Source organism: Streptomyces sp. SLBN-31, assembly GCF_006715395.1.
In the GTDB taxonomy this organism is placed as follows: Bacteria; Actinomycetota; Actinomycetes; order Streptomycetales; family Streptomycetaceae; genus Streptomyces.
Genome location: NZ_VFNC01000001.1, coordinates 2,300,745 through 2,327,733, shown reverse-complemented (window position 1 = coordinate 2,327,733; position 26,989 = coordinate 2,300,745). Strand labels below are relative to the sequence as shown.

At 66.4% G+C, this 26,989-nt stretch carries 21 protein-coding genes; 13 read left to right on the top strand and 8 right to left on the bottom strand.

Going from position 1 to position 26,989, the window contains the following annotated elements:
• The first annotated feature begins 43 nt into the window (after positions 1-43).
• The gene (locus FBY22_RS10645) at positions 44-1,072 is read left to right on the top strand and encodes an effector-associated domain 2-containing protein (RefSeq protein ID WP_160159866.1); all 1,029 of its coding nucleotides are present in this window, start codon (positions 44-46) and stop codon (positions 1,070-1,072) included.
• Positions 1,073-1,378: 306 nt separating this feature from the next.
• Positions 1,379-3,226, top strand: a complete 1,848-nt coding sequence (locus FBY22_RS10640) for an HEXXH motif domain-containing protein (RefSeq protein ID WP_142144429.1) — start codon at positions 1,379-1,381, stop codon at positions 3,224-3,226.
• A gap of 18 nt (positions 3,227-3,244) precedes the next feature.
• Here the strand turns inward: FBY22_RS10640 and fxsT are convergent, their stop codons facing one another.
• Together fxsT and FBY22_RS10630 are read right to left on the bottom strand one after the other, a co-directional pair.
• Entirely contained in the window at positions 3,245-7,150 is a 3,906-nt protein-coding gene (fxsT, locus tag FBY22_RS10635) for an FxSxx-COOH system tetratricopeptide repeat protein (RefSeq protein ID WP_260844977.1), read from the bottom strand.
• Positions 7,151-7,340: 190 nt separating this feature from the next.
• The gene (locus FBY22_RS10630) at positions 7,341-8,831 is read right to left on the bottom strand and encodes an effector-associated domain 2-containing protein (protein ID WP_142144425.1); all 1,491 of its coding nucleotides are present in this window, start codon (positions 8,829-8,831) and stop codon (positions 7,341-7,343) included.
• Between the two features lie 357 nt (positions 8,832-9,188).
• Between FBY22_RS10630 and FBY22_RS10625 the strand changes: the two genes are divergently transcribed.
• From FBY22_RS10625 to FBY22_RS10590, 8 genes are all read left to right on the top strand, one after another.
• Entirely contained in the window at positions 9,189-9,497 is a 309-nt protein-coding gene (locus FBY22_RS10625) for a trypco2 family protein (protein ID WP_142144424.1), read from the top strand.
• Positions 9,498-10,141: 644 nt separating this feature from the next.
• Positions 10,142-11,617 (top strand): MarR family winged helix-turn-helix transcriptional regulator, encoded by a 1,476-nt coding sequence (locus FBY22_RS10620; protein WP_260844783.1) that lies wholly within the window; start codon positions 10,142-10,144, stop codon positions 11,615-11,617.
• A complete protein-coding gene (locus FBY22_RS10615; protein WP_260844782.1) occupies positions 11,614-12,186 on the top strand; it encodes a helix-turn-helix domain-containing protein in 573 nt (190 codons plus the stop codon). Before FBY22_RS10620 ends, FBY22_RS10615 begins: the two co-directional genes overlap by 4 nt.
• Before the next feature lie 165 nt (positions 12,187-12,351).
• Complete coding sequence (locus FBY22_RS10610; RefSeq protein ID WP_142144418.1) at positions 12,352-13,068, top strand: ParA family protein; 717 nt, start codon at positions 12,352-12,354, stop codon at positions 13,066-13,068.
• On the top strand, positions 13,065-13,916 hold the full coding sequence (locus FBY22_RS10605; RefSeq protein WP_142144417.1) for a hypothetical protein: 852 nt from the start codon (positions 13,065-13,067) through the stop codon (positions 13,914-13,916). Before FBY22_RS10610 ends, FBY22_RS10605 begins: the two co-directional genes overlap by 4 nt.
• Positions 13,917-14,125: 209 nt before the next feature.
• Complete coding sequence (locus tag FBY22_RS10600) at positions 14,126-14,353, top strand: hypothetical protein (RefSeq protein ID WP_260844781.1); 228 nt, start codon at positions 14,126-14,128, stop codon at positions 14,351-14,353.
• Between the two features lie 92 nt (positions 14,354-14,445).
• On the top strand, positions 14,446-15,930 hold the full coding sequence (locus tag FBY22_RS10595; protein WP_142144415.1) for a DUF4365 domain-containing protein: 1,485 nt from the start codon (positions 14,446-14,448) through the stop codon (positions 15,928-15,930).
• A complete protein-coding gene (locus tag FBY22_RS10590; protein ID WP_142144413.1) occupies positions 15,927-17,378 on the top strand; it encodes a hypothetical protein in 1,452 nt (483 codons plus the stop codon). The genes FBY22_RS10595 and FBY22_RS10590 overlap by 4 nt, the downstream gene beginning before the upstream one ends.
• Before the next feature lie 116 nt (positions 17,379-17,494).
• Here FBY22_RS10590 and FBY22_RS10585 read toward each other — a convergent pair whose 3' ends face one another.
• Positions 17,495-17,899 carry a MerR family transcriptional regulator gene (locus FBY22_RS10585; protein WP_142144412.1) on the bottom strand — a complete coding sequence of 135 codons (405 nt, stop codon included), beginning with the start codon at positions 17,897-17,899 and terminating at the stop codon, positions 17,495-17,497.
• A gap of 410 nt (positions 17,900-18,309) precedes the next feature.
• Between FBY22_RS10585 and FBY22_RS10580 the strand changes: the two genes are divergently transcribed.
• Positions 18,310-19,818: a SulP family inorganic anion transporter gene (locus FBY22_RS10580; protein ID WP_142144410.1), complete on the top strand. Its 1,509-nt coding sequence runs from the start codon at positions 18,310-18,312 to the stop codon at positions 19,816-19,818.
• Between the two features lie 372 nt (positions 19,819-20,190).
• Here FBY22_RS10580 and FBY22_RS10575 read toward each other — a convergent pair whose 3' ends face one another.
• Positions 20,191-20,673 carry a hypothetical protein gene (locus tag FBY22_RS10575; protein WP_142144408.1) on the bottom strand — a complete coding sequence of 161 codons (483 nt, stop codon included), beginning with the start codon at positions 20,671-20,673 and terminating at the stop codon, positions 20,191-20,193.
• Positions 20,674-20,816: 143 nt separating this feature from the next.
• Between FBY22_RS10575 and FBY22_RS10570 the strand changes: the two genes are divergently transcribed.
• The gene (locus FBY22_RS10570; RefSeq protein ID WP_313905367.1) at positions 20,817-21,131 is read left to right on the top strand and encodes a hypothetical protein; all 315 of its coding nucleotides are present in this window, start codon (positions 20,817-20,819) and stop codon (positions 21,129-21,131) included.
• A 188-nt stretch (positions 21,132-21,319) separates the two neighbouring features.
• Here the strand turns inward: FBY22_RS10570 and FBY22_RS10565 are convergent, their stop codons facing one another.
• Positions 21,320-22,027, bottom strand: a complete 708-nt coding sequence (locus FBY22_RS10565; protein ID WP_142144406.1) for a hypothetical protein — start codon at positions 22,025-22,027, stop codon at positions 21,320-21,322.
• 699 nt (positions 22,028-22,726) lie between these two features.
• Between FBY22_RS10565 and FBY22_RS10560 the strand changes: the two genes are divergently transcribed.
• Positions 22,727-22,918 carry a hypothetical protein gene (locus FBY22_RS10560; protein WP_142144404.1) on the top strand — a complete coding sequence of 64 codons (192 nt, stop codon included), beginning with the start codon at positions 22,727-22,729 and terminating at the stop codon, positions 22,916-22,918.
• Between the two features lie 634 nt (positions 22,919-23,552).
• Here FBY22_RS10560 and FBY22_RS10555 read toward each other — a convergent pair.
• Genes FBY22_RS10555 through FBY22_RS10545 form a run of 3 tightly spaced genes read right to left on the bottom strand, consistent with a single transcriptional unit; the run spans position 23,553 to position 26,940 of the window.
• Positions 23,553-24,488, bottom strand: a complete 936-nt coding sequence (locus FBY22_RS10555) for a hypothetical protein (protein ID WP_142144403.1) — start codon at positions 24,486-24,488, stop codon at positions 23,553-23,555.
• A complete protein-coding gene (locus FBY22_RS10550; protein WP_142144401.1) occupies positions 24,476-25,648 on the bottom strand; it encodes a restriction endonuclease subunit S in 1,173 nt (390 codons plus the stop codon). Before FBY22_RS10550 ends, FBY22_RS10555 begins: the two co-directional genes overlap by 13 nt.
• Positions 25,645-26,940 carry an N-6 DNA methylase gene (locus FBY22_RS10545; RefSeq protein ID WP_142144399.1) on the bottom strand — a complete coding sequence of 432 codons (1,296 nt, stop codon included), beginning with the start codon at positions 26,938-26,940 and terminating at the stop codon, positions 25,645-25,647. Before FBY22_RS10545 ends, FBY22_RS10550 begins: the two co-directional genes overlap by 4 nt.
• Between the last annotated feature and the right edge of the window lie 49 nt (positions 26,941-26,989).

Genomic DNA, 26,989 nt, shown 5'->3' with positions numbered 1-26,989 from the left:
GGACGCACCCGAGAGGAGTCCGGCAGGGCTGGAGATCAGCCGAGTGGCCGAGGTGATCACGGGACGCACCCATGGTCTTGCGGGTCGCCGGGGTTCAGGCTATCGAGTGTCGGGGCATCACGTGATCACCTCGGCGCACGTCGTGGAGGCGTCGGACGCGGTGTTGCGGGTCCGTTTCGACGCGGATCGCCCCACCGAGTGGGCGACCGAGGCGCGGGTCGTCTTTGCGTCAGCCGGAGCAGACCTGGCGCTGCTGGAGCTCACCGATCTACCTGCCCGGGTTCCTTCGGCCCTCGCACACCCACGGTTCACGGGGCTACCGGACGACGACGTGACGGTGCAGGTTTCCGCCGTCGGGTTCCCGCTGTTCAAGATGCGTCAGTCCACCGTCCCGGCCGATCACGCCGAGACCGGTCGACCGACCCGGTATCGCGATTCCTGTCACGTGGACGGCAGGGTCTCCGTCCTCTCGAACCGCCGCGAGGGGACCTTGGAAGTTGCCGTTGCTCCGCCCTCCGACGAGGTGGGGCCGAACCGTTCGCCCTGGGAGGGTATGTCCGGCGCGGCCGTCTGGCACCGGGACGCGATCATCGGCGTGGTTGCCGTGCATCATCGGGCAGACGGTCTGAACCGACTGGCCGCTGTACGGGTGACCCGCTGGTATGAGGCATTGGAGGAAGCGGAGCTGGAGATGATGCGCCGGCATGCCGGTTTGCCGCCGCATCTGTTGCTCACCGAGGAGGCTTTCTTTCCCCCACTGCCCTCCCGCCTGCTGTCCCTCGTGAATCCCGCCGAACTATGGCAGGTGACGGATGCCATTGCCGCTCTTCCTTCCCTGCGCCGACTCGACGGACTTGACACGCTATTGGAGGAGGTCGATCCACGCCTTGCGGCCCAGCGCCCCCGCGCCGGCAGTCTCCGCTTCGAGGTGCACGGACTGTTGCGCACGTGCAGGAGGTACCCAGGCACCTTCGCCGCGGTGGTCGATGCTTTGCGGCGCTGGGAGCAAGACTCGGAGGAGGTCCACCACGTCGAGCACGTTCTGAGACGATTAACGCTCAAATATGGATGAAGTGATGCGGTGACCGGTCCGTACGCAGGGTTTCGGGAAGGCTCACTCTGGGCCATCATGGGAAGGAGCGCCGCATGGAGCAACGGCCGTTAACAGGAGGGGACTTGACAGCCGCAGAGCAGGTTACGCCCGAGAGTGGTTCTGGAATTTTGGACCTTTCGGGCATATCTCTTGAGGAACTGCGCTCCATGGACGGTCCGGATCTGACCGAGTCGCTCGAGCACTTGCTGAGCGACCTCGACGACCCGTATTCGGTCAGGGTCGGGGGCAGCAACCCGTCTCGTGTGGGGTGACGCAGGGGGATCTGTGGGTGCTGATGTCGGTGCGACCAAAGGCCGCCCGGCCTTCCACTCCCTTTCCGCGGAGGATGTTCCGGCGCTTGTCCAGGATGGCGATCCGGGCCGCTTCGTCATGGCGTTGCTGAGGGCCGAACGCAGTCGCCGCATGTTGCTCCTGCGAGCATTCCTCGACCGAGTTCGTCAGGACAAGCCGGCTGAAGCAGCAACTGTCACCCAAGCGTGGGATCTGCTCGAGCGTGCCCAGCGAGTGGTCCCCGAACTCGTGGAAGAGATCCTGATGTCTCCGGGGACAGGCGTCTGGGTCTCCTCGGCCCTGCGGCGCCTCACCGAGGGCGTATCCGGTCAGATTCCGCTGTGGGTGGTCACGGGGCGGCTGTCCGCGCTGGCCGTTGCCGCAGCGACCCGTGCCCGACTCCCGTTCGCCATGGAAGTGCCGCTCCACAGAGGAACCGTTTCTCTTCCGGGGCTGGGCTGTGCGAGGTTTCAGGAACTGGGCGGAAAATCGTGGGCATCTGCCCACGCTGTCGGACAGGAAGGCGCTCTGCGGGTCACCGCAGCCGACGTCGAAGTGCACGTCGAGCCCGAATGGCACCGCCCCACCCCGGACTGGCTGCCTACCCGGCGGCTGACGGTCGGGGAGCGGACGTCCGCCCTCCACCTAGTCCTGGAGGAGCATGACCCTTACCGCATGTTTTCGTCACCCCGAGCGCCACGCTTTCTGCATCCGGCGGAGGACCGCGTCTGGCGCTCATCACTCGACGACGCATGGAACATACTCATGCGTGACGATCCGGTTGTGGCGGAGGAATTTCGGTGCGGCCCTCTCCTCTCCCTGGCGCCCACGGACGCAAGAGAGAAATTCCGGCCTTTCAGCAGCTCAGCCGGTGAGGCTTTTGGTGGCATCAGCGCTTCGTTACCAGACAGCCCTACCCAACTTGCGGCCACCCTGGTACACGAATTCCAGCACATCAAGCTAGGCGCGCTGATTCATCTGGAACCATTGTTACGTCGTGCGGACAACGCAAATGATCAGATCGAGTTGTTCTATGCTCCCTGGCGCGACGATCCGCGACCTTTGGAAGGCATGATTCAGGGAATATACGCCTTCTTCGGCATGGCAAACTTCTGGCGTGGGCACCGCCGAAACAACCCCGCATCATTGCTGGCCGATTTTGAATTTGCCCTTTGCCGTAACCAGGTCTGGACAACCCTGAAGGACGTCGGGCGACACCACCGATTGACTCCCTTAGGGCGACGACTTATGTGTTTACTGGGTGAGCGGTGTGAAGCGTGGGCGGCCGAAGAGGTGTCCCGTACGGGCATGTACCTGGCACACGAGGTGGCGACAGACCACCGTGCCAGATGGCGCGCCCATCACCTACGACCGTCCCAGCAGGCCGTCGACGAGGCTGTGAGCGCCTGGAAGCGCGGAGACAGCCACCCACCCACTCTCCTTGCGGCCGCGCCGCGTTCCGTGCCCGACAGCGGGGCGGTCTGTCTTGACACTGCTGCGACTCTCGCCCGTCACACCATCGACGACCCCGAGGGATGCTGGGTCCTTCGAGCTGAGGATCAGGTGAGCGGGACGGGGCCGGCAGATGTGCTCCTCGCACTGGGCGAGCGGTCAGCCGCTCGCCCAGTACTGTTGGAGCAGTTGCGCGCCGGTAAACCCCCCGCGGCCGCCTGGCCCCTTCTGGGGCGAGCACTTGCCGACGAACCCGCACAGGGCGAGGTTTCTCGCTTTCTGCTCAATTTCCCGGAACGGATCAGAGCCGTTCATGAAGCTTTGAATGCCGCAGGTCTGGAGCACGGTGATCCCCTTCGACTGGCTGCCTGGCTCGCCAAGGGCAGATGACTCGAAGGAGCGGGCCGGCTAGAGCGGCAGGGGATCGATGTCGCAGTTCGCGCGGGCGCCCGCCCGGAATTCAATGGCTGCGGGGTGGGGAGCAGTAGCGTCCTGACCATCGGATGACGTGTTCAGCACTCGCTCCAGGCGTTCGCCGGTATCCCTGCGCAGGGCTGCGCCTTCGTCGTGCAAGCCGATTGACACAAGGTCTTGGGCAAGGTTTCCGGCGCAGGCGAGGGTGGTGGGGTGGTCCGGGCCGAAGGTTTCCAGGCACCGCGCAAGTGTTTCCCGGCCCCTGTCCACGGCCGTCCGGTACTCGCCCAGGGCTGCCAGATCACTGGCCAAATTGATGGCGGTCACCAGGGTGAAGGGGTGAAGTGGACCGATCGCGTCGACCAACGCCTCCAGCGCCGCCTCGTCCAGCCGGTGTGCCTCTTCCGGCCGTCCCAGCAGGCGTTCGGAGACGGCCAGACCGACATCCGCGGACATGGTGTAAGGATGCCGCTCGTGGAACACCGTGCGATAACCGGAGCAGACTTGGAGACCACGGGCGTGCGCACTGTCCAGGTCGCCGTTCTGACGAAGGGCGATGGCCAGCGTCAGCGCGCTCGCGAGGGACCTCGGGTGGGTCTCACCATAGCGCCGGGTGAAGCCTTCCTGGGCTTCCAGGGCGAACTCCAGTGCGCGGGCGTGATCACCTGCCTTCCGGCAGGCGATGCCCAGTTCGCGCACGGTGTCGATGGTGTTGGGATTGTCGCCGCCGAACAGCTCGCGGGACGCACTCAGGGCACTTTCCTGGAGCCGACGCGCACCGATGTAGTCCCCGATCTCGCGGACGTCGATGGCGATCGAGTTCTCGGTGATGAGGCTGCGCTGTTCGTCGCGGCCGAAGACGCGCAGTTTGAGTCCCCACGTCTTGCGGTCCAGCTCGAGCGCTTCTCGGAATGCTCCGGTCAGGCGAAGACTCACTCCGAGGTTGTGGGCGATGTTCAGGGTGACGGGATCGTCCTCGCGGAAGGCGCGTACCGCTCGGTCGTAAGCGACTCGGTTCAGCTCCACCGCGTCTTGGAAGCGGCCTTCGGCGCGGCGCACGCCGGCCTCGGTGTCGATTGCGTCAAGAACGCTTTCAGCGTCGGGGTCCGCAACGCGGTCGTAAACGCGTCGCACGTGTTCGACCAGGTCAGAGGCTTCCTGGTATCGGCCGACCGTCCAGTACATCCAGGTCAACCACTGGCCCATCAACAGTGTCTGGTGGTCTTCCTCGCCGAACAGCTCCAACCACGCCTTCCAAGCGGATTCGGAGAAGTCGACGGCGACCTCGTGCTCGCCCCAGTGGTACAGATACTTCGCGACGTTGATGACCAGGTCGCGAGTCCAGGACTGCTCCGACCGCAGGGCATTTGAGGCCATTACGTGAGTGTAGAGCTCAGCGTACCGATCCCAGCTGGTCGGGTCGGTCGGTGTCCCTGGGTCGGCTGTCGCCATCAGGCGGTGGGCGCTACCGCGCATGCTGTCTTGCTCCTGGGGGCTCATACGGTTGATCAAAACGTGCTGAACCAACCTGTGCATCTCGATGGAGTTGGTTCGGTGATCAATTCGGGCTAGCGAGTAGCGGTTGATCTCCCGAATCGCACGTGCGAGCTTCATCGGATCGCTGAGCGTCGCGTTCAGCTCCGGAAAGGGATCGTCGCGATTGCTTTCGCGGCGTGACAGTATTTTCCTGGAGATCGGGTCCGGTGCGAAGTATGAGCACAGCTGGAGTAGCCGGAGGGCGGCTGGGCTACGCGTCTCCAGGTGATCCAGGGAGACGTTCCAGGCAGCTGCGACAGGCAGCTGATAGTCCGGCGGGGGGGCAGTCTCGAGCAGCTCGTCCTTCTTGCTCTCGAAAAGGCGCAAGTACTCGGCTGCAGACATTCCCGTTTCCGCCCGCCAGGCGGCGGCCTGCACTAGTGCCAGAGGTAGATCACCCAGCGCGTCCGCCAGTGCTTCCGCTTCCTCTTCCGCGAGGATCGGCCCCGAACCGCGCAGCAACTCCTTACTCTCTTCTCGCGTGAAGACATCCACCTCGAGGGAGCCGCTGACGAGCCCCCAGCGCCGATTGCGGGAGGTGACGAGGATGGTTCCCGTGCCACCGGTCGGGAAATAGGGACGCACCTGCTCAGGGCTGTCGGCGTTGTCGAAGATAAGCATCCACCGAGAGAAGGGCTTACCCTCACGCAGTGCTTCCCGAACCGCAGGCCCAGCAACGTTGACTTCCGAAGAAGTGGTCAATCCCAACCGCCTGGCGAGTTCCACCAACGACTGGCCGATCTGCCCAGGCCGTTCGGACGGAATCCACCAAATGATGTCGAATTCCGCCTGATGACGATAGGCGTACTCAATCGCCAGCTGTGTTTTCCCAACCCCACCCATGCCATGGATCGCCTCGGGCAATACCGTTGTCGTACCCTCGCCAAGCCGCTCGTCCAGCAAATCGAGAAGCTCGGTCCGGCCGGTAAAATTCTGATTACGCGGCGGCAGACTCCAAATACGAGGCTGTGCGGTCCTTACTCCTTCCTCCGGGCGCTGAGGCGTGGTTGTCATGCGCAGTGCTCCTTGGTCTTCTACGGGGCGAGGGTATGGGATGACGTCGGGCGCAGCGGGCGGAAGATCGTTGAGGCGCACTGCATGCCGCTGATCGTGCCAGCGCAGGGCATCACGGAGAACGGCGGCACGCCCAAGAAAGGACACGGCCACCATGGCGCTCAGTTCGACGCGATGGAAATAGGCGTTGCGGCTCGTGATGGAAGGAACGGTCGGGTCGCACAACGACGCCGACGGGGGCGGCAGCAGAGAAGCGCTTGACGGAACGTTGGCCAAAACCGAGCGCACCTCCCGCACGGTGCGTATCGTCGCGCTGCGCCGGCCCACGGCAAGCAATTGTTCACGCGCATTCGGAAGGAAGTCGTAGACGACCGCTTCGGGCGCGTCGTCGCGGACTCCTGTGGGACGCACCAAGCCACCGAGAAAGAGTTCCGAGGCGTGCACCGGCTCGGCACCGGGTGTCGAGTGAATCAGAGCACGGATGACAGGAAGGCTGAGCGGTGCCGCGGCAAGGCGGGTGGCCAGTTGGAAGGCGGTGGGGGAAGCGGCCGCCCGGAAGTCGGAGACGCGGCTTGCTGCTGTGGGTGGACTTTGCGATACAAGAAACTCGTCCGCCCAGGGAAATGCCCGCGCAGAGTCGGGGCGGGCCTTCCAGCGGTGGGCGACCAGCGCGGGCAGATCCCGCCAGAGAGGTTCGTCGGCGGTCAGCACGCCGGACAAGGCCTTCGCACCGTGCTGGAGGAGAGAGAGAACGGGGACGATGCTCGGGGGGTCCCCTTCGGCTGCGTCCTCCCCTTCGCCATCCGCTTCTCCTACGGCGCCTGCCCACAGTCCCGGTGGTGTCTCCCGCAGCCGCCACTCCCACGACGCATTGGCCGTCCAGGGGCCCGGTGCTTTCACCTGAACGTGGGACACATCGAGCCCGGTGCGAAACCACAGATGCGGTGGGAGGACATTGATCACGGCAAGGGGCCAGTTCAGCGTCCACTCACGGATCAGGGGCTGCACTGTGCCGAGGTGCCAACCAGCTGCAAGCCCATCCGTGACCACGAGAATCACCCGTCGGGTGCCTTCTTCGGTCGCTCCAAGGACAGAATCGGTGCCAACGCGCGACGGCACCGTCTCGTCCGTGCCCAGCAGTCGGACGACTCTCACATGGGTGAGGTTCTCAGCCAGCGCCTCGGGCACTTGCTGGACCACGCGATCCCACACGCGCATGCTGACGTGGGCATCAACGATCAGAACTGCCTCCGTGGGCACGTCGCCGCCTTCTGGGAGCAACGTGTGCCAGAGCAGTGCGGTGTCTGCTCCAGCCCGTAACCGACCGCGCCAGACATCGTCATAGGACATGGTCACTCGCAGAAGATCGGCGGCGGTGTCGATGCGGTGACGGGGACGCGTCTCCGCTGACAGTCGTGACAACCACCCCGTGCACGGGGCAGCTTACCCGCGCCACGGGCGAGTGGTCGCACGCGATGACACGCGCATCCGGCATCACGAAATGCGCCTCCAATCTCCCCCGCTCGTAGGCAACTTCAGATCAGGAGCTGCCCGGCCCACCTGCTGCGGCAGAGGGCCCTGGCAGTCGTTCTGGATCATCCAGGAGCAGTGCCAAATGCCGGCCGACATGGTCGTTCCATCCCTCGGGCCCCAGCGCCAGCGCTGCATTGCGCCAACGGCGGGTCCGGTCCAGCAGTCCGGCAAGGCCGCCGTCACGGACGATGTCCGCGGCTGCCTCACGAAAGGGCACTCCCGAGCCGCTCCTGTCCCACAGAAGGGCAGGGATGCCCGCTCGCAGAGCTGCCACGAACTCCTGACGGGCCGTGGGCGAGTCGGTACGGGGCGATTCACTGAGGACGAGGCAGACAATCTGTTCGTCCTCTTTGAGCTCTCGTTCCAGGTGAAAGGCAGAACCCTCCGGCGTGCTCCAGTGCGAGCGGCTGTGGGCAGGACTGTCCTTCAATTGGCGCCAGCGATTGTTCCAGGGGCGATGCCACGCCCCCTTGCGTAGTCGTTCGAACGAGCGCAGGACCACGGTGTAGTCCATCACCAGGGGGGTCGGAATGGGGGCGTCAAGTTCCTTGTTCCACCACTCCACGGGCTCGTCAAGTAGTTCCCAGGGCAAAATGTACTCAATGATCACAGGCTGGCGCAGGTCTGCCCACCGTTCCTCGGCTTGCTCAATGAGGCGATCCACTGCGGCGGGAAGCTCGGTCCTCTTGAGTTTCAGGGTCTCACCGGGTATCGGGTGCCAGCCGTCCGAATCGGATTGACGCCAATGCGACAGGTAGTAACTGTCAAGGTCGACTCCGTCGGGCTCCAACTGGATCAGCAGGTACGCGGGATGGAGCGCGGGTTCACTCGGTGGGTCGTACGTGTCATGCTGCCAGTTGGTCATCTCGTCGGTCAGTCCCCGCAGTTGGGCCTGTCTGCGGTTCCAACGCCGCAGCTCCTCGGCTTCCTTGGTGCGGCCGTCCTTGACCAGGTACTCGGCGACAAGAGCCAGGAACGCCATGGCGGGGGGCAGCTCATCCGCGGCCGCGTTGTCCCCGGCCAGGTGCAGGAAAACCTCCCAACCGGTGCTGCACCAGGCTTCGAGTTCCTGCGTGCGCGCGTGGCTGGCTCGGCGGGCCAGCCGCGTCAGGAGCGATGTTGAGTGGATGCTGTGCAGGACCGGGCGCAGGGGATGCAGATCCGCGTTCTCGAAAAATGCCGCCGCTTCCCACTCGTCCACCAGCCGCCAAACGGCAAGCGCGGTCTCGGAGCCCTGCTCGGCGTAGTCGACGCAACGAGCCAGAGTCTGCAGACCTTCGTCGGCAGCCGCACAGGACTTCACCAACTGCCGCATCCACAGCGTCAGCGGGGCATCCTGGCGGGGGTCGATGACCATGCTCGGCCCCAGCTCCGCAGCGAGATCCTGTAGCACCATGTCCGCGCCGGCCTGTCGGCGCATCGTCTCCGACGTCGTGAGTACGCGGGTGATCGCTGCGATGAGCTCGTTGCGTACCCGTGCGGAGCTGCGCTCCCTCACCCCGTGACCTCCCCCCGGCTGTCATCGAGTAGCTTCCCGCTGGTTTGGACAGCCTACGGCTTAGCCTTCCCAACCGTCAGGCGCTCGAAAGGTCGCAATGAGCGATCGAGCCTCTCTGGCAAGCGCTGGAGAAGCACAACCTGTCCACCGGGCGAAGCGCGCGACGAATCGAGTGAGCGGGTGTGCGGTCCGGCTCGTCGAGCACCCTGAGCTCCATGGCGCCCGTGCACTTCGCCTGAGCTGGTGGTCGCCCACGGCGCTCATGTCGTCCGGGACCGTCGCTCGACTCCAATCGCCCCCTTTTGCCGTGAGACGTCGATAAGATTCCGGCTCCGGGACAGCGCCAAGGAGCGATGCATGATTGAACTGTCCGACTTGATAAGGGAGTTGCGGCAGGAGCTGTACGCCGCGATGGCGGACGGGCCTCCCGGACCGATGCGATTCGAGCTCGGTCCGGTGGAGATCGAGGCAAGCGTGGTCGTGGACCGTGAGGCCGGGGCCGGCGGCAAGGTCCGCTTCTGGGTGATCGAAGCCAACGCAGACGCCAAATCGGCGGCTTCGCAGACTCATCGGATCAATCTCACCTTGCAGCCGAGGCTGGTTGCGCCGGACGGGACGCACCGCAGTGTCCTGATCACGGGAGACGAGGCCGAGGGCGAGCGCTGACCGCCACGCGGCGCGGGTACCTGCCGCGGGCCGACCGCATGGGAGGCGTTCATCGACCCCGGGACGGCCGCCCGCCTCGTGCCGCAGATTCGCTTCCGTCAGACGGAAGCGTCCTTGCCCCCCTGTGTCCCCGTCACGAATCTGAGTCCACCACGGCACGCGGGGCGACGGCGCCCCGCTCTCAGGGACGGGAACGCCATGCCTCACATCACCGCCTTCGCCAGGAACCAGTGGTACAGCTAGCGCATCTTTCTGACCTGCGCTTGTGTGGGGGCGATGAGGCTGTGACCTGCTAGGACGGGTTGCAGAGGCGTACGGAGGCAGTCAGAGGAAAACACTCTGATTCGACCCCGGTTCGACCCGGGTCGCTCGGAGGCAGCCAGAGGCATCAGCCCCTGGAATTGGCCTTTGAGGGACCCGAGTTGGCCGGTGTGGATCACGAGTGAGGACTCTGGTGGGGCTCTGTTTCGACCTCGGTCGAGCTGCGATGGGGACGTCTGCCTCCGCTCGGGGCCAGGCATACGAGGGCCTCCAGGACGGCCATCCTGGGGACCTTGCTGGCGCCGATGGAGGTCGGTTCCGGACACCACCCGTGGTTTTAGCGGGCCTGGGTGGCGTCCACGTCTTTGCGAGACGACCCCACTGTGCCAGACAGCACCCACCACTCCCCCTCTCAACGACGCTCGACCCAATTCCACGACGTTCTGGGCCACGCCCAACTGCCGTCGGCCGCGGCCGATCTCATTCTGCTCGGAGACCTCACCGGCCGCTACGCCACCGGCAGTTACAGCCGACTCGCCTCCGACAAGCGGACCGTGATGCTGCGCGGGGACCGCCAGGGCGCGGCCGAGCACGGTCATCGGATCACCGCGGCCATCGCGTGCCACGTGGCCCGGGCTGGCGGCAGCGTCGACCAGCTAACACAGCTCTTGCTGCACCCCGAGCACGAAGGCGGACGGCACACCCGGGACATCGCGCTGCGCTCCGGGCAGGCTCGGGCGCTGGACTACATCCGCCGGGTGTGGGCCAGCGCCGTCCAGACCGTCAGCACCACCTTGGCGCTCGGCTCCCGGGACCACGCCTACGAGCTACTCGCCGCGCTGCGCGACCGGATCGAGACCACGCCGTGGCGGGGGGAGCGAGGCCAGACCGCGCTGCGGGTCCTGCGGGCGCACCTGAACTTCGCGGAGACCGCGGGCGGTCCGCTGCATCACGCCAGTGAGCGGCAGACCGCCGAGGAAGCCGGCATCTCCCGCACGACACTGCGGGCCGTCTACGAGACGGTCCTCAAGCCGGGAGGCTGGCTGCGCCGACTACGGGTCGGCCACGGCCGGGAGGGCTCGACCTGGTATCTCGCCCTGGGCAGCGCTCCGTCTCGTTTGTGGACCACTCAGTTCCCCCCCGACCCGGCACTTGAGGAGTGGACCACCCCTGAGACGGCCACAACGGCCGACATCGACTCCACCGTCCTCGCACGTCTGATGGGCTACGACGCCTTCGCCCATCACGGCCTCGGCAGCGCCGCCCTCGTGATCATCAGCGCCCTGCACCTGCACCCCGACCAGACCGCTGCCGACCTCGTCGCTTCTTCTTCGGTCTCTCGCGCCACCACCTACCGGACCCTGAAACGCCTCGCCGACCACGGTCTCGTCCAGCACACCGGGGAGACCTGGGCCCTGGCGCCACGTGCGCTGGAGGGCTTCGGAATCCACCTCCCGGACGCCGCCAACGGCCACACGCCGGCACAGGGCTGGGCCAAGGTCGCCGAGCAACACGGCACCTGGGGCGTCGCGGCCCGGCGCAAGACCCTGCACACGGCGGAGCGTGCGGCCTACCAGGAGGCACTGGACCGGCTTGCGGAGCACCGCAGCAGGGCTGTGGTGCTCGTCCGCGACGGCCGCCAGGTCCTGGTCCCAGCACCTCGCCCCGACGAGATCCCGCCCACTTGGCACGCCCCCGACGGGCGCGTCCTCGACCCGGCCACAGGACATCCGACCGCCGACTGGCGGGTCGCCACCGACGGCCGCCTGATCCTCATCACGCCCGCCGACCAGCGCAGTTACGACGAGCTGGCCGCTGCCCATGCCGAAGCCCTCAGCGAATGGGAGTCCGTCGCATGAACCCAGAGCCCCCGGTCACCATCGACCCGAGCGAGGCGGTGACGCCCCTGTCCCTGCGCAAGCAGTACGAGTCCGGTGCCACGGTCGACGAACTGGTCACCGCCAGCGGCCTGTCCTACGGCACCGTCCTCAACCGGCTGCACGACGCCGGGACCGTGATGCGCACGTCGTGGCAGACCCGCAGGATGCGCCAGGACCCACAAGCCCGCAAGCGACTCGCAGCCCATCTGCGGACTCTCTACGAGCAGCACGGCGCGACCCTCACCGAACTCGCGGCAGGCGCCGGAGAGACGAGGCGTGCTGCCCGGCGCCTGCTGATCGAGGCCGGCGGCACCGTGCGCACCACCCAGCAGACGCTGCGGATGCGCGCCGCAGCGCGGGCCGCCGAGCGGCACAAGCTCGCGCTGTCCCTGCGGGCCCGGTACGAGGCCGGCGCCACGGTGCCCGAACTCGCCAGGGAGCACAGCTACTCCGTCGCCACCGTCTACCGGCTCCTGCACCAAGCAGGCACCCGCATGCGGCCCCAACACCACCACGGCCCGGCCCACGCCCCGAGGGAGCGGCCATGAGCCCCCACGTCCCCGTGGGTGTTCCCCACCTTGTCTGGCAGATCAAGAAGGCGGCCGTACGCCATTCCTGCCGCCGCAGGGCAGCACGGACACCCCCGTCGACGGCCCGCTAGCCGACGCGCACACCACACAACACCCCGTCCCAATTCAGGAGATCAAGCACACGTGAACGAGAACACCCGTCACAAGACCCTGGCCGCAGCCACAGAACACGTCTGGGACGCGTTCGTGATCGTTGTCGGCATGCTCAAGGGCGGCACCGGCAAGACCACCTCCGCCTGGTTCATCGCCCTCTACTACGCCGTCGTCCTCGGCCTGCCCACGTTGCTGCTGGACGCCGACGCGACCAGCCAGTCCGCCTACGACTGGTTCAAGGTCGCCCAGGCCGCCGGCTTCGAGATTCCCGAGAACCTGGTTGTCGAGCGGTACCCGTTCGACGACATCGCCGAGTACATCCGCACCAAGCGCGCCGAGTTCGGCGCGATCGTGGTCGACGCCGGCGGCGGCAGCGCCCGCATCTTCCACGAGGCTGTTACCGAGGCGAACCTGCTGCTCGTGCCAGTCGCCCCCACCAAGATCGAGCGCCGCAAGCTCGTGGCCACCTTCGACGAGGCCGAGCGCGCCGCCGCACGCAACGAGCACGGCGTCACCGCCCACGTCGTCATGGTCAAGGCCGACGACCGCACCAGCCTGCCCAGCCGGGCAAAGGACCAGCTCCTCGACCCTGACCAGGGCGAGGGCATCGGCCCCGACCGCGACGAAGCATTCCCGCTCGCCGAAACCACCATCCACTCCTGGGTCCACTACATGGAGGCCTTCGGCGAGATCCCCACCGAACTGAGCGAGTACGCCAACCTGATGAAGGAGCTGACCCAGGCATGAGCGAGAAGAACGACAGGCCGAAGCCGCCGGCCCGCCGCACCGGCGGCCGCACCCTGGGCGGAGCCAAGAAGACAACCCCGCCGCCCCCTCCCCCGGCCGCCGAACTCACGCCCGAGCAGTTCGCTGCCGAACAGGCCGCCACCCAAAGCGAAGGGCGTACTGCGGGCGACGGATCCGAGGCCCAGCGCGCTTCCACGGCTCGCATGGCGAACGCGACGCAGGGCGACCCGACTGGGACGGACCCCGAGGTGCCACGGCCCCACGTCTCGCCGACCGTCAGCGTCGTACCGAGCGGCCCTGCTCAAGCCCCGTCCGCAGTAGCGCCCGCAGTGCAGCCGGTTCCCTCTGGGCAATCGCTGCAGGGGCAGGAGCAGTTCGTGGCCCAGGCTGCCGAAACCATGGCACCCCCTGGTCAGCCCGCGCAACTGATCGAACAGGCTCCGCAGTCCGCTCCGGCCCAGGCCACCTACACGGACTCGGGGGTGTCCCCGACCGCCGAGGTTGCCGTCCGGCCAGCTGTGTCTCCGGTCCCAGGCGGGACTGCCTTCCCGGTGAGGACCGACGTTCCGCGATCTCACCCGGAGCAGAACACGCGATCTGAGGCGGCACCCAGCGAGGGAACCCCGTGGGCTCAGGGACCCGGCAGGCCCACGGACATTCCCGAGACGGCCGCCGTTCTCAACCAGCGCATCATCACGCGCGAGAGCCTCGACTCGTCCGTGCCTGCCGCGCTGAGGCTGAAGAAGCGCATCAAGCGCTTCGCGCTGGACAACGAACTCGACCACCTGCCCATCGGCGACATCGTCTCGGTCGCCCTGGACGAATGGCTCACCTCCCGCGGCTTCTGACACGGCGTACATCTCCCAGGGTGTCCGCGAACGCTCATCTCGTTCGCGGACACCCGTCCCCCCGACTATTCCACTAGTCGACTAGGCGGCTAGCTAGTCGACTAGGCGACCGGACTGGAGCAGCCCATGCCCGATCTCTCGCACCACGCCCGTCAGCTGCGTGAGCTGGCTGACGCTCTCGACACGCATCCGACCTGACCGACGACCCGTTGGCGCCGCATCCGGACACGCTGGAGGTCATCAATGGACGCCATACCAGTCGCGGGCAGATCAACTACGCCGTCCCCGACGCTCTCCAACTCCAACGGCGCATCCGCCGATATCACGCGGACCACGGCGTCCAGCACGGCGACATCGTCGCCATGGCGCTCGACGCATTCCTGCGTGCCAAGGGCTACCCTCCCGACCTCACCGCGCCCAAGACAGAAGAACAGTAATCACTTGGCCGGCCCGCGATGCCCTGCACTTTGGGCGAAGTCAGTGAAGTCCTCGAAATGTCCCAGTGCGCGGCCTCCGAGTCTCCTCCCGCATGCGCGCACCGGTCGTTGTCGGTGGTCCCTCCTATCCTGAGTTGACGTGCACCACGCGTGAAGGACGGAGGATCACTCCATGGGGTGGGACAACAGAGCGTGGCCTCGGCCTCGCGGATCCGGCCGGGCTACGGCGGGCACTCCGGTGTCCTTCTCGGAGCACTGATCGGATGCCGCAGCGCAGTGTCCAGCAGCGGGCTGGGTTCCGGGGCGAGGCATTCGTCGACAAGGCCGTCTCCGACGCCGGGCACGTGTGGAACGACACCAAGCGTGACTTCGCCATCGACGGTCAGATCGAGTTCGTGGACGCCGATCGGGAAGTCACCGGTGTCGCCGTCCTTGCCCAGGTGAAGGGCACAGAAGTCGGGTTTCGGGGCGAGACCGCGGCCGAATTCAAGTTCACGTGCAAGGCCGACCACATCGCCTACTGGCTTCGTCTGGGCCGTCCGGTCGTGCTCATCTGCGTGGACCTGCGTGTCCAGCAGGCGTGGTGGAAACGCGTCGACACCTGGTTCGCCGACCCTGAACGCAGGGCACGGCGCGTGGTTCAGTTCGACAAGGCCGCGGACCGCTTCGACCTCGATGCCTTCAGTCGGCTGTCGGCCCTGGGCGTGCCCGCCGGAGAGCCGTTGCCACGGCTTGAGGGAAGCGAACAGCTGGTCTCGAACCTCCTCATGATTGAGGGCTTCGCCCCGCTCATCTACGAGGCGTCCACGCCGTGTCGGGACCGCGGTGATGCATGGGAGCGGATGCGCTCGAACGGCAACCAGTTCGAGAGCGGCTTCGTCCTGGCCGCCGGACGGATCTCCTCGCTGTGCCGACTGGACGAGGGCCCTCTCGCCGTGCTGTGCGACGGACCGGTCACCTCCATCCCGACGCAGGAGTGGTCGACCACTGAGGACCCCGACCTGCAACGGCGCTTCGTTTCCCTGCTGAACTTCACCCTGCGCTCCGCACACCATCCCGAGCTGGTCTGGCACTCCACCAAGAAGGTCGTCTACATGCAGGCCCCGCCCGACCGATCAAGCCGGAAGATCAAAGGCCGCTACCGAGGCAGCCGCGGGCGTGCCTTCTTCACCCCGTACTTCGGCAAGGACGACCAGACCAAGATCAGCTTCTGCCGTCACTACGCTGCCGGACTGTACTTCCGCCGCTGGGGCGAGCAGTGGTTCCTGGAGATCAACCCCACCTACCACTTCACCATCGACGGCCGACGCGACTCTCTGTACGACGCCGAGTACGTCCAGAAGATCAAGCGGCTGGAGCGCAACAACGCCGTCTACCAGCTCGTACGCGCCTGGGCAGACTACCTGCAGGGCGACGACACCCTGTTCAGAAGCCGTGATGAGCGCATCCGATTCGGCCAGCTCCTGCAGCTCGACTGCGATGCCGCCATCGACGAAAGCGTCTGGATCCCGCAAGAGCCAGCGCCGAAGCCGAGCGTGAACGGGCTGGCCGAGGGATTGTGGGAGCTGCCGCAATGAAAGCACCCGTGCTGCACGAGCCGGAGCTGGAGTTCCGCGCCGGAAACCGCCACATCGATCCCCGCTACGGCATCAGCGTGTACGGCCCCGCCGACGCCGACTCCCCCACCGGACCACACCGGATCCCCATCGCCCTGGTCGGCCCCGCCCATGCGGTCGACGGCATCCGAAAGTGGCTCCAGCGCTGCCAGAACCACATCGAGGCCAAGGACACCAAACCCGGCCAGGAGAACCTTCACCAGCCGTTCCCCGGTTTCAGCACCGACTCCCCGTTCGGCGCCGAGCTCGTCTTCGACGACGCCCTCGTCCGCGAGATCCCCGAACGCCATCTGCGCCGCCTTGCCCGCGCCGACACAGCCTCCGCCACCAAGGACGCTGTCGATCTCTACGCCGACGCCGCCCGGTCCCTGGCCGAGAGCGGACGTTGCCGGGTCATCATCTGCGCCCGCCCGGAAGAACTCCAGGACCGCGAAGAACAGCCGCCGCCGGAGGAGTCCGCAGCCGAACGCATCGAGGATCAGGACGAGCGAGACACTGGTGGCGACTTCCACGACCTGCTCAAGGCCACCGCGCTCACGCTGCCCGCTCCACTACAGCTGATGCGCAAGGAGACCTGGACCGGGACCCCGGCCAGGACCAACGGGAAAACACTCCGCCCCCTGCAAGACGAGGCCACCAGGGCCTGGAACCTGCACACCGCCCTGTACTACAAGGCCGGCGGGACCCCCTGGCGCATGCAGCGCCACAGCTCCGACCTGGCCACCTGCTACGTCGGCGTCAGCTTCTACCGCAGCGCGAGGGGAAACGAACTGCACACCGCCGTCGCCCAGGTGTTCAACGAACGCGGCGACGGTGTCGTCGTCCGCGGCGGCACCGCACAGATCTCCAAGACCGACCGCCAGCCCCACCTGAAGCTCTCCGACGCCCGGCAGCTACTGCTGGACGCACTCACCGAGTACCGCACCACCCACGGCCACCAGCCCGCACGCATCGTCGTACACAAGACCTCGAACTTCACCACCGGCGAGATCGACGGCTTCCACGAGGCAGCCGACCTGCGCGACATCGACCATGTCGACCTGCTGTGGATCCAGCGGCGCGGCGCCCCGCACCTGTACCGCACCGGGCAACTCCCGCCACTGCGCGGCACCAGCGTCCAACTCGACGCCCGCTCCCTGCTCCTGTACACCCGCGGCTCAGTACCGTACTTCCGGACCTACCCCGGCCTGTACGTCCCCCAGCCCCTGCTGATCCGGCCCGTAACACACGGCACAGACCTACTCACCGCCAGCACCGACATCCTCGCCCTGACCAAGATGAACTGGAACAACGCCCAACTCGACGAACGAGACCCCCTCACCCTGCGCACCGCCTACCGAGTTGGATCCATCCTCAAACACGTCCCACCCAACGCCCGCATCGCCACCCGCTACGCCTACTACATGTAGCGCTCAGGTGCGGTGTTGCGTCTGTTTCGGGCCCGAGTGCCCGGGTATGGAGGCGTGGTGGCCAGCCGCAGGTCAACAGGGAGTGGCATCGACCGCGGCAAAGGACACCGGATACGTCAGCAGTCGGCGGCCTGTGCGAGGCGCTGTGCCAGCGTGGCCGCCAATTCCTCGGCCCGGGACAGCTGGGTGCGCAGGTCCTCGACCCGCTGCTGGGCGGCCCGCTCGAAGCCACGGATCCGCTCCAGCAGTTCCTCTCGTTCCCCGGATTGCAGCTTTTCGCCGGAGTCGAGCCGGTCGGTGGTCTCCAGCAGGGCGCGCATCTCGTCCAGGGTGAAGCCGAGCGGCTTCATACGGCGGATGACCATCAGGCGGGCGACGTCGGCCTCGGTGTACAGACGGAAACCGCCCTGCGAGCGAGCCGACGGGATGACGAGCCCTGTCTCCTCGTAGTGCCGGATGGTGCGCAGCGACAGCTCGGTCCGTGCGGCGACCTCGCCGATCTGCATGTGCTCGCTGCTCACGCGGGGTGCCTTCCTCATCTCTCGCCACGGCAACGGGCGGCCGCCGCCGATCTCTACTCTAACGTTAGGGTAGAGTTGCCTTGGTGCCGGGTCGGCTGCCTGCTGGCACCGCTCCCCATGGTGCGGGATGCCGTCCCGTTTCCGTCAGCCGTGTCGGGGCCGACGACGCCCCGGGTGGAGACCATTGTCCGCAGCAAGCAGGAGAGAGCGTGAGCATGTCCGTGATGCCCGGCGCCGCTTCCTGTCCGCCGTGACCCTTAGCCTCCCGGCGGCGCCTGATTCCGTCGCTGCCACCCACTGACTTCTGTCCGCCTCTCGCGGACTTCGTGACGGGCCGCCCCGGTCGTCATGTCTTCCCGCGCGCCCGCTGTGATGCCGGGTGTGCCCGAGCACGACAGGTTCCTTTCCTCTTGTCCTCCTCTGCACTGTCCCCGGCCGCCCGGCTGCGCGGCATTCGGCGCCCATCCTGGCTGTCCGATCCGAAGGTGCTGCGCACCGAGGTGCTGGCCGGGCTCGTGGTCGCCCTTGCCCTGATCCCCGAGGCGATCTCCTTCTCGGTCATCGCCGGGGTCGACCCGGCCATCGGCCTGTTCGCCTCGTTCACCATGGCGGTGACCATCGCGATCGTCGGCGGACGGCCTGCCATGATCTCCGCCGCCACCGGTGCCGTCGCCTTGGTCATCGCCCCGATGAACCGCGAGCACGGCTTCGGCTACCTGGTCGCGACCGTGATCCTGGCCGGCGTCTTCCAGATCGCCCTCGGCGCGCTCGGGGTGGCCAAGCTGATGCGGTTCGTGCCGCGCAGCGTGATGGTCGGCTTCGTCAACTCCCTGGCCATCCTCATCTTCATGGCGCAGATGCCGGAGATGACCGACGTGCCCTGGCCGGTCTATCCGCTGATCGCCGCCGGACTGGCGCTTATGGTGTTCTTCCCGAAGGTCACCAAGGTGATCCCGGCACCACTGGTCTCCATCGTGATCCTGACCGTCATCACCGTCGCGGCCGGAATCGCGGTGCCGACCGTGGGCGACAAGGGCAAGCTGCCGTCCTCACTGCCGGTGCCGGGCCTGCCCGACGTGCCGTTCACCCTGGACAGCCTGACCACCATCGCGCCCTACGCGCTCGCCATGGCGCTGGTCGGCCTGATGGAGTCGCTGATGACGGCCAAGCTGGTCGACGACATCACCGACACCCACTCCTCCAAGACCCGCGAGTCCGTCGGCCAGGGCGTCGCCAACATCGTCACCGGCTTCTTCGGCGGCATGGGCGGCTGCGCCATGATCGGCCAGACCATGATCAACGTACGGGTCTCCGGCGCCCGCACCCGCCTGTCGACGTTCCTCGCGGGTGCGTTCCTCATGGTGCTGTGCATCGTCTTCGGACCGGTCGTCTCCGACATCCCCATGACCGCGCTGGTCGCCGTGATGGTCATGGTGTCATTCGCCACCTTCGACTGGCACTCCATCGCACCGAAGACTCTCAAGCGCATGCCCGCCGGGGAGATCACCGTCATGGTGATCACCGTTGTGTGCGTGGTCGCCACCAGCAACCTCGCCATCGGAGTAGTCGTCGGCTCGATCACCGCGATGGTCATCTTCGCCAAGCGGGTCGCCCACCTCGCCGAGGTCACCGCCGTCACCGACCCCGACGGTACCGCGGTCGTCTATCGGGTCACCGGCGAGCTCTTCTTCGCCTCCTCCAACGATCTGGTCGGGCAGTTCGACTACGCCGGTGACCCCGGCAAGGTCGTCGTCGATCTGTCGGCGGCACACATCTGGGACGCGTCCTCCGTGGCCGCGCTGGACGCCATCGAGACCAAGTACGCTCAGCGCGGCAAGACCGTCGAGATCATCGGGCTGAACGAACTCAGCGCACGCATCCACGAGACGCTCAGCGGGGAACTCGCCGGCAGCCACTGACCGGCCACTCCGCGGGGACCGTTTTGGCTTCGCTCACGTCAACCGGGGCGCTTTGTCGATGGCTGCTCTCGCGTTCGTTCGCGTGGCTCGGCCGCCAGCGCTCGAGCAAGGCCTCGGGAACGGCGGCGTACCGCTCGCAGAGCACATCCATAAGGCCGCCTGGCAATGGAAGGTTCTGGACCAAGTTCGCAGGCGCCACGTCCGATAGTTGCCCGTGCGGGGCGTGATGTATCGCGTGAGGGCCAGGTCGTGGCGTCGGTCGGTGCCAAGCGCGGCGCTTGGTCCCACCACCGCGAAGCTTGTGAAGCCCGCTCGGAGGCGGTCTGAAACGGCCCCGCCCGTGACCGGCCCGGAGGCCCCAGTGGGGCCGCTTCAACTGTCACCCGATCGTGCACCAGACCCGGGCGCTTGTTCCAGCCAGAGGTCGATCCCGTCGAGATTGTACCCGCGCACCTCCCGCCCCCGACCGTCCTCGGTGTGGCGCGCGGCCCAGGTTCGGGCGTCTCGCCACCTGTCGAGGACGACTTCCACGTATGTAACGTCTTGGGTCGCGAGCCCCTTCGGGCCTTTGATTCTCTTCTCGTAGTCATCCTCGGCCTTGCTGTTGCCGCCGCCAACAGACAACTCCCACACCGAAGTTCCCTCGGGCACGAACGCCGACAGTCCCGTCGCTGTGACGATGCCGTCGAAACCTCCGATCGCAGTGCCGGAGCCTCCTGGCATGTCCAAGAATTCCAACCCACTTGCGGTCTCGGCTATCAAGCGCCTGATCAGCAACGGGAAGACGGTATCGAAGCCCGCGTCACCACGCGCCTTGCGAAGATCATCACGATCAATTGGCGGCCATACAGTCATGCCCCGACGGTACTGCCACCCACTGACACTCCTTTCGGATGCAACTCCGCCGACGCCATCACCGTGCGCCTCGCCCTCCTCCACAGAGCCGGTCCGCGCTGAATCGAGGGTTCCCGGCCTGGGTCGCCCGGCACACCGTCCTCTTGGCCCGCACCGCCTACGCGGTGTACGACTCCCTCGTGCTCCAGCGCGCCCGGGTCCGCAGCATCGCGCTGCGCGCCGATGCCCTTCGTCCGGCGGACCGTGGCACCTGGCAGCTCACCCTCGACGCACGCGACGACAAGCCTCTTGCGATCGAAGCCGTTGCTGATCGCGCCCGCGCTCGCTACGGGCACCGGGTGATCTACCCTGCCGCTCTGGCCGTCAACTCCTGCCTCCTGTCATCCCCTCAAACACGGCGAGGTGGTCGCCTTGATGTGTACCTGAACGCCGAGCGCCATAAGGAGGACGGCCCTTGAGGGCCACTTCGCTGGAAGCGTCGGTCATGTAGACCGGCGTGGCCCGCCACTCATGAAAAGTGACGGGCCACGCCTGCGTCATCGGCGCCACGCCCGAGCCGGCGCATGGTCGGCCGGTGAACCCCCGCAGAAAAGGGCGACTTCGTTCCATTGGGCATCGTGAGCACTGACGGACCAGTTGCCTGGCTTCAGGGCAGGAAGATCAGGAGAATGGCGGCATAGGTGCTGGTAGCGAGGGTAGTGACGTAGGCCTCCTCCGGTCGCGGCCCCCTAGAGGGCACCCTTTCCGGGTGGTGAGTACGCAGGGCGCTGGCGACAGTTGCAGCGACAGAGAGCGCGAGGCCACAGAGAATGATCGAATTAGCTGTGGTGACGCTTGCTGTCACGCGTAATCCGGCAAAGACCCTCAAGGCCGTTCCTATCGTGACCGGAAGAACTCCGAGTCCCGCTACCCACAGCGCGGCTTTGTCCGCTTCTTCCTGCGATCGAATCCACTCGTCCTCTTTCCACTCTTCGTAGTTGGGCGAGTGGGCTGGATGGGTAGCCCAGCTGTCTCCCAGCGCAAGGGCTGTAAAGAACACTCCGAGGGCTCCGGACGCGCCGGTGATCAACTGGAGGAGGAGCCGGGCATCAGGCAGGGCTAGAGAGGAGAGCAGTTCGAACGCTGCGACCACATCGACGAGTGCGATAACGACCGGAACAGCGGCGAACATCACTGCCGATGTCAAGTTGGGGGTAAGGGAGCTTTCTCCGCCGATGGCAGCCAGAGAAATCGCTCCGATGATGCTGGCGATGACCGTGACCACGAGCAGTCCTGCCGCGAACGCGGCAGCCGGACTGTGACGTTGGGCGTCAGTGAGGTTGACGAACACGACGACGACTGCGGGTACTGCCAACGCGCCAAATGCTCCGACTATGGGTGCGTAGCCAGCGGCACCTCTCCGCGCATCGTAATAGCCCTCGGTAGGCTCGTGAGTGATCTCCGGCGCTGAGCGGAGTGCCGAAGGAGTAGCGCCTTTACGCACCGTACGTCTGCCCGTCGCGAAAGCGATCAACCCAGTCGTCGCCAAGACGGCGAACATTCGTTTTCGATATTTCAATTTCCCCCCAGCAGATCATCCAGGAGGTTACCCGGCCACTCGGGGGGCTCGCGGCGAAGATGCGAGTCTGTGATATCCAATTCACCAAGTGCGATTGATGCCGTCCGTCCGGCTCCAGATGTGCGGCGGCGAGCATCTGGTCGACGTCTCCGTGACGGGGTCGTGTGTTGCGATCGTGCGGAGTCTGGCCAACGTTGACGGTCGACTGTCGGTGCTGGTCTGGAGGGTTGCCTCAAGCATCCGCGCACTGTCAGTTCGGCGCACTGGTCACGCCGGAACGGTAGACGCCCCCCTGATGCGATCCATGGGCGGTGGACTGTCGTCAGGTGTTCTGGGCGGGGAAGACCTCATCGACGGCGCGGCTGAGGGTTTCACGGACGGCCTTGGCGTTGTCGAGTTCTGCGGCCTGGAAGGTGCCGTCGTGGAGGAGGACGCGGGCGGCGTGGTCGGGGTGGCCCAGGTCGGCGGTGAGGTCGCGCAGTACCCCAAACAGCCATGGCCGCTGCTCGTCGAGGACCGCGCGTACGGGAGTACGACTGCGAGGCGGAGCTGCGCATCATGCCCGAGCACGACCAGGAAGTCATCGCCGGCGACCTGCCCACGGAGACCACCGACGTACGCCGGCCCCGCACGAATCCCACATCGCCCAGCGCGACCGGGCTGTTGGGCATCCACACCGCGAAATAGCCGAGCCCGTTGTAGATCTCTTTCGTGTACTGCTCGTGAATGGCTGTCGTCATCAATCCCCGCCCTCACCCCAGCCGATGAATCATCGTAGAGCCCTCCGCACTCACGGCATCACCGATTCGGCGAACTGGGACCATCAGCCGCAAGGGCACCGATAGCAAATACCGCCATCGCAGGTGTCCTGGACGAGGGAGGCGGGTGACTGGACCGAGCCCGGACGTGCGCAGGCGGCTGTCCTTGCCGCGGCGGCCGACGATAACCACGTCGCAGCCGTCATGGCTCGCGCAGGCCTGTAGGCCGCCGGGGATCTCGCCGGTATCGCCCCGCTCCAGGCGGACCGTGGTGTCCTGGGGGGGCGGTGCGTAAGTCTCGTCGAACTGCTTCTGTAGTCAGTGACGTTGATAGCTGAGATCGCGGTGTCGTTCGCGACCGGTCTCGGTGTACGGGGAGGGCCCGAGGACGGTGCGAGCGATGACGATGCCGCCTCCGTCGGCGATGTTCATCGCGGTGGTCAGAACGAGGTGGGCGACGACCGCGGGGTCCCTGCCGACGAGGATCCAGTCGAAGCTGCAAACATCGCAGCACTCTCTCTTCTCTAAACGGGTGCCTCAGCCGAGGCTGAGAGGGGTCTATGTCAGCCACTCCGTGGAAATTTCTCGTTCCAGATACCCCCACGGATCGTTCGCAGGGCCGCTGGCAGCTCCTCCGCGTCGTATAGGGACCGGGAAACCTCCTGGCAGACGAACTGTGTCAAACCCAGCACCGTCAGGCGTAGATGCTCCCAGCCGCGGGTGATGGTCACAACGTCCACGAAACGTTCCCGACGCGGGTCGTCCGTAACGTGCGACAGTGCGTTACGCCGTTGGCCGAACCGGCTGAAATGACTGTTGAGCTGGGTGCTGAGGTACTGCGGAAGCAGAGGACGCGCTTCTTTGAGCAACTCGTTGATGGCCGGGCTGCCTTCCCCCATGGCTGGCTTGAGTGCCTCGGCTATCCCGTAGCCGCGCCAGTACGTGGACGTCTGCATCATCTCGGGCCACGGCTCTGCCATGGCCTCCAGTACAAGGACATGATGCGCGAGCCCGATAAAGGCCGATCTGATGTTCGCGTCGTCCGGCAACAGTGCTGGAGCGACGGGCCACTCGTAGGAGAAGGAGCCGATAATGCTGGCACGCGTCCATCCGACAATGACTGGGCTCAGGTCCGGGGGCAGCGGTGTGCTGAGACCCGGGACTTCGGCGAGCGCACGCTGCAGTACGTTCTCTGCCAGCGCGGCGCCCAGCTCTCGGTCTTCTCCTGTGGTGCGCAGCCCAGCCAGGATCCAGGTGGCCAGCAGAGCATGCTCGTTCCTCGGCAACGCGAGGCTGCTGACGCTGTCGGCATCGGTCGACTCCAGCAGCGCTGCCCAGTACTCGTTGTACGCATCGGCCGCGGTGCCAAGCCACACGTGGTCGTAGCCGATCACGGCAAGACGCTCCTCCAGAACGTCGCGGCGTGCCTCGTCGGCGGCGAGCAGCCGGTACAGCTCGGCGTACACAAGCGGTGAAAGCTCGCACCTCAGCTCGTCCATAGGACCTGTTCCAGCTGTTCGGCCAGCGGTACGTCCGGCTCGACGTCGCCGTCATAGTCGAGGGCTTCTCGGGGGATCGGGAAGCGTTCGATGTCCGCGCGCTTCACGGACGGCACGGTCGACCCACGCAGAAGGATCCTTCTGGTGGCCTGTCCTTCGCGCCCGTTGAGGTAGTGCGCCAGGGCCGGCCCCTGCGCCTGATCGAGCAGGCGCAGGACGAAGACATGCGGGTCTGCCACGCCCGGGCGCTGGGCAATGGTGGCATAGGAATAGTCGCCCAGGCCCGCGATGAGGAGGTCTCCAGGAGCGATGACGGTTGCCCCGGAGATCTCCGGGGCAACCCACCGGCGGGGCGGCATTCCAGCAAGGGAACTGACGTCCACCACCGGCAGGGTTCCCGGCACCTCCTCAGACACTTCAGCTTTCCGGGTCGATCGAGACCGCGCCAGCTCCCGGATGAAGGAGCCGAGAGGCTCGCCGTCGTCCAGGAGACCAGGGCGGGGCGTCGCGAGCGTGACCGCCCAGTCATTCCGGACACGAAGATCCGCCGTGGCCCACCATGTCGACTCCGCAGGCGCCTCCGCCCGATGGGTTCGCTCCTCGATCTGAGCGAGGGCCTGGCGCAGGATCTGCGCGTGCGCCAGAGGCGGCACCGGCAGCGTCATGTCGAGCAGATCCGATGCCTTGACGGCTCCCGTGGTCGACCCCGCTGCCAGGAGCGCCCGCCGAGCACACCCGCTCCGGCTGTTAAGTACGGCCCAGATCCACAGGGAATCGACCAGGGCGAGGGGGCGCAAGGCCGTGAACCGGGAAGAAAACAGTGCCCCGTTCAGCCGGTCGTCGATGAGGAGTGCCGGGCCGGATGCCGAGGGCGGCACCAGGACGTCACCACTTCGCAGCCCGCGCAGGCCGACAGCGAAGACGCTCCCCTGGTACTTGGTGCTGCGCCGCCGGATGGCGCCCGTTGACGCCGCCACATTGACGGGCGTGATGACGGGCGAACCAGCCCTTGTCACCGTGCCCGGCGGCAGACTCGAAGCAAGCTCACGCAGGGAAGCCAGCGGTGCTTGGGTCGGCCACTGGAATGCGGAAGAAGCCAGCCTGACCGGGTCCCATCCGGGACCGACCCTGCGCAGGTCAACGACCAGGGACGTACTCACGACTGCCCCAGGCCGCGCGGAGCTGCAGCAGGATCGATGAACGCGAGTGCCGCGCTCAGAGCCGCGCCCTCCGGCTCCAACTGGTTCTCCCAGTCCTCGCCGAGCTGCGCGACGAACGTCTCCGCCGGTTCCTTCTTGTCAATCGTCATAAGTACGGAAGTGCCTGCCGTGCCGGCCATAGCTCCCCTGGGCAGACCGATCAAGGCCGCCACGTGAAACTCATTGGCCAGAAACGTCCGATACGACGCATAGCGATCCGACGAGGTGAACCAGCTCGCCACATGGAACACGGCGCGCCCGCCCGCCTTCAACGCCCGAAGGCTCTTGTCGACTGCTGCGACGTCACCGTCGGTGGTCCTCGATCCGTCCAACAGCGTCTGGTGATCAGATGAGCGGACGCGAAGAGGCGGCGCCGTGATGATGACGTCGGCGCCCACGAATTCCGTGGCAAACGCATCGGCCTCGTCGATCGTCACGGGCAGCGGGGCGCCGTTGCCGATACTCGCAGCGAGGCCGGCGAGTCGCGGATTGATCTCGTAGCCGACAAACCGGGCCGGGATGTCCAGACGGGCGGCACGGTCGAGAACGGCCCACAGGAACGAGCCTGTCCCGCAAAACGGGTCCAGGACAGTCCCTGCCACACGCTGTTCGACCAGCGCAGCGACCGCGGAAGCGATCACCGGGTGGGAACTGGATTCAGAGCTGCCGCGGGAGGCAAACTCGATCAGTGCCGCACGCTTGGCACGCCACAGCACATCCGGTTGCACGGGAAGAAGCCCGCCGTCCGGCAATTCGATACCGGACTGCTCCGTCTCGGCCAGGACCGTCCGGGACGGAAAAGCGTCGCCGGCATGCGCCCCGGAATCGCGAAGACGATCGGCCTCGTACCAAAGGCGCTGGACCAGCAGGGACGTCGCGAGTTCCTCATCGGTGAGCAGACCCCGCACACCGTACTCGGGAGGGGTCGGACCATCGACAGGCTCCAAGGACCGGACACCCCGGTCGGCCTTGAACCACTCGCCGTTGACGACTGCGTAGTGGTCGACCGTGCCCATGACGTCCCGGCTACGGGCAAGGCCTGGCAAGGCCAGCTCGGGCCGCTTCAGGCGCCCGCTCTTTACCTCGACAACTGCCCACGGCGCCAAGTCCCCATCGGCGTTGGCGGCCCAGGCCAGCACATCGGGCCGCAAGCTCGACAGCTTCTCAAGGCGCGGCTGCACCTGCAGAAGCGTGTAGCCCGCAGCTCGAAGCACGGACCGTACGTCAGCCGCCGTCACGTTCCTGTCCGGCACCGTCTCCCTTTCTCCAGATCAAGCCAGCCGCGAAAAGTATCGCGCCCAC

Excerpts from the sequence above, each read along its gene's own strand:
- fxsT (WP_260844977.1), bottom strand. The coding sequence starts at position 7,150 with ATGTCCTATGACGATGTCTGGCGCGGTCGGTTACGGGCTGGAGCAGAC.
- FBY22_RS10625 (WP_142144424.1), top strand. The coding sequence starts at position 9,189 with ATGATTGAACTGTCCGACTTGATAAGGGAGTTGCGGCAGGAGCTGTAC.
- FBY22_RS10615 (WP_260844782.1), top strand. The coding sequence starts at position 11,614 with ATGAACCCAGAGCCCCCGGTCACCATCGACCCGAGCGAGGCGGTGACG.
- FBY22_RS10605 (WP_142144417.1), top strand. The coding sequence starts at position 13,065 with ATGAGCGAGAAGAACGACAGGCCGAAGCCGCCGGCCCGCCGCACCGGC.
- FBY22_RS10595 (WP_142144415.1), top strand. The coding sequence starts at position 14,446 with ATGCGCGCACCGGTCGTTGTCGGTGGTCCCTCCTATCCTGAGTTGACG.
- FBY22_RS10590 (WP_142144413.1), top strand. The coding sequence starts at position 15,927 with ATGAAAGCACCCGTGCTGCACGAGCCGGAGCTGGAGTTCCGCGCCGGA.
- FBY22_RS10575 (WP_142144408.1), bottom strand. The coding sequence starts at position 20,673 with ATGACTGTATGGCCGCCAATTGATCGTGATGATCTTCGCAAGGCGCGT.
- FBY22_RS10560 (WP_142144404.1), top strand. The coding sequence starts at position 22,727 with ATGGCCGCTGCTCGTCGAGGACCGCGCGTACGGGAGTACGACTGCGAG.
- FBY22_RS10555 (WP_142144403.1), bottom strand. The coding sequence starts at position 24,488 with ATGGACGAGCTGAGGTGCGAGCTTTCACCGCTTGTGTACGCCGAGCTG.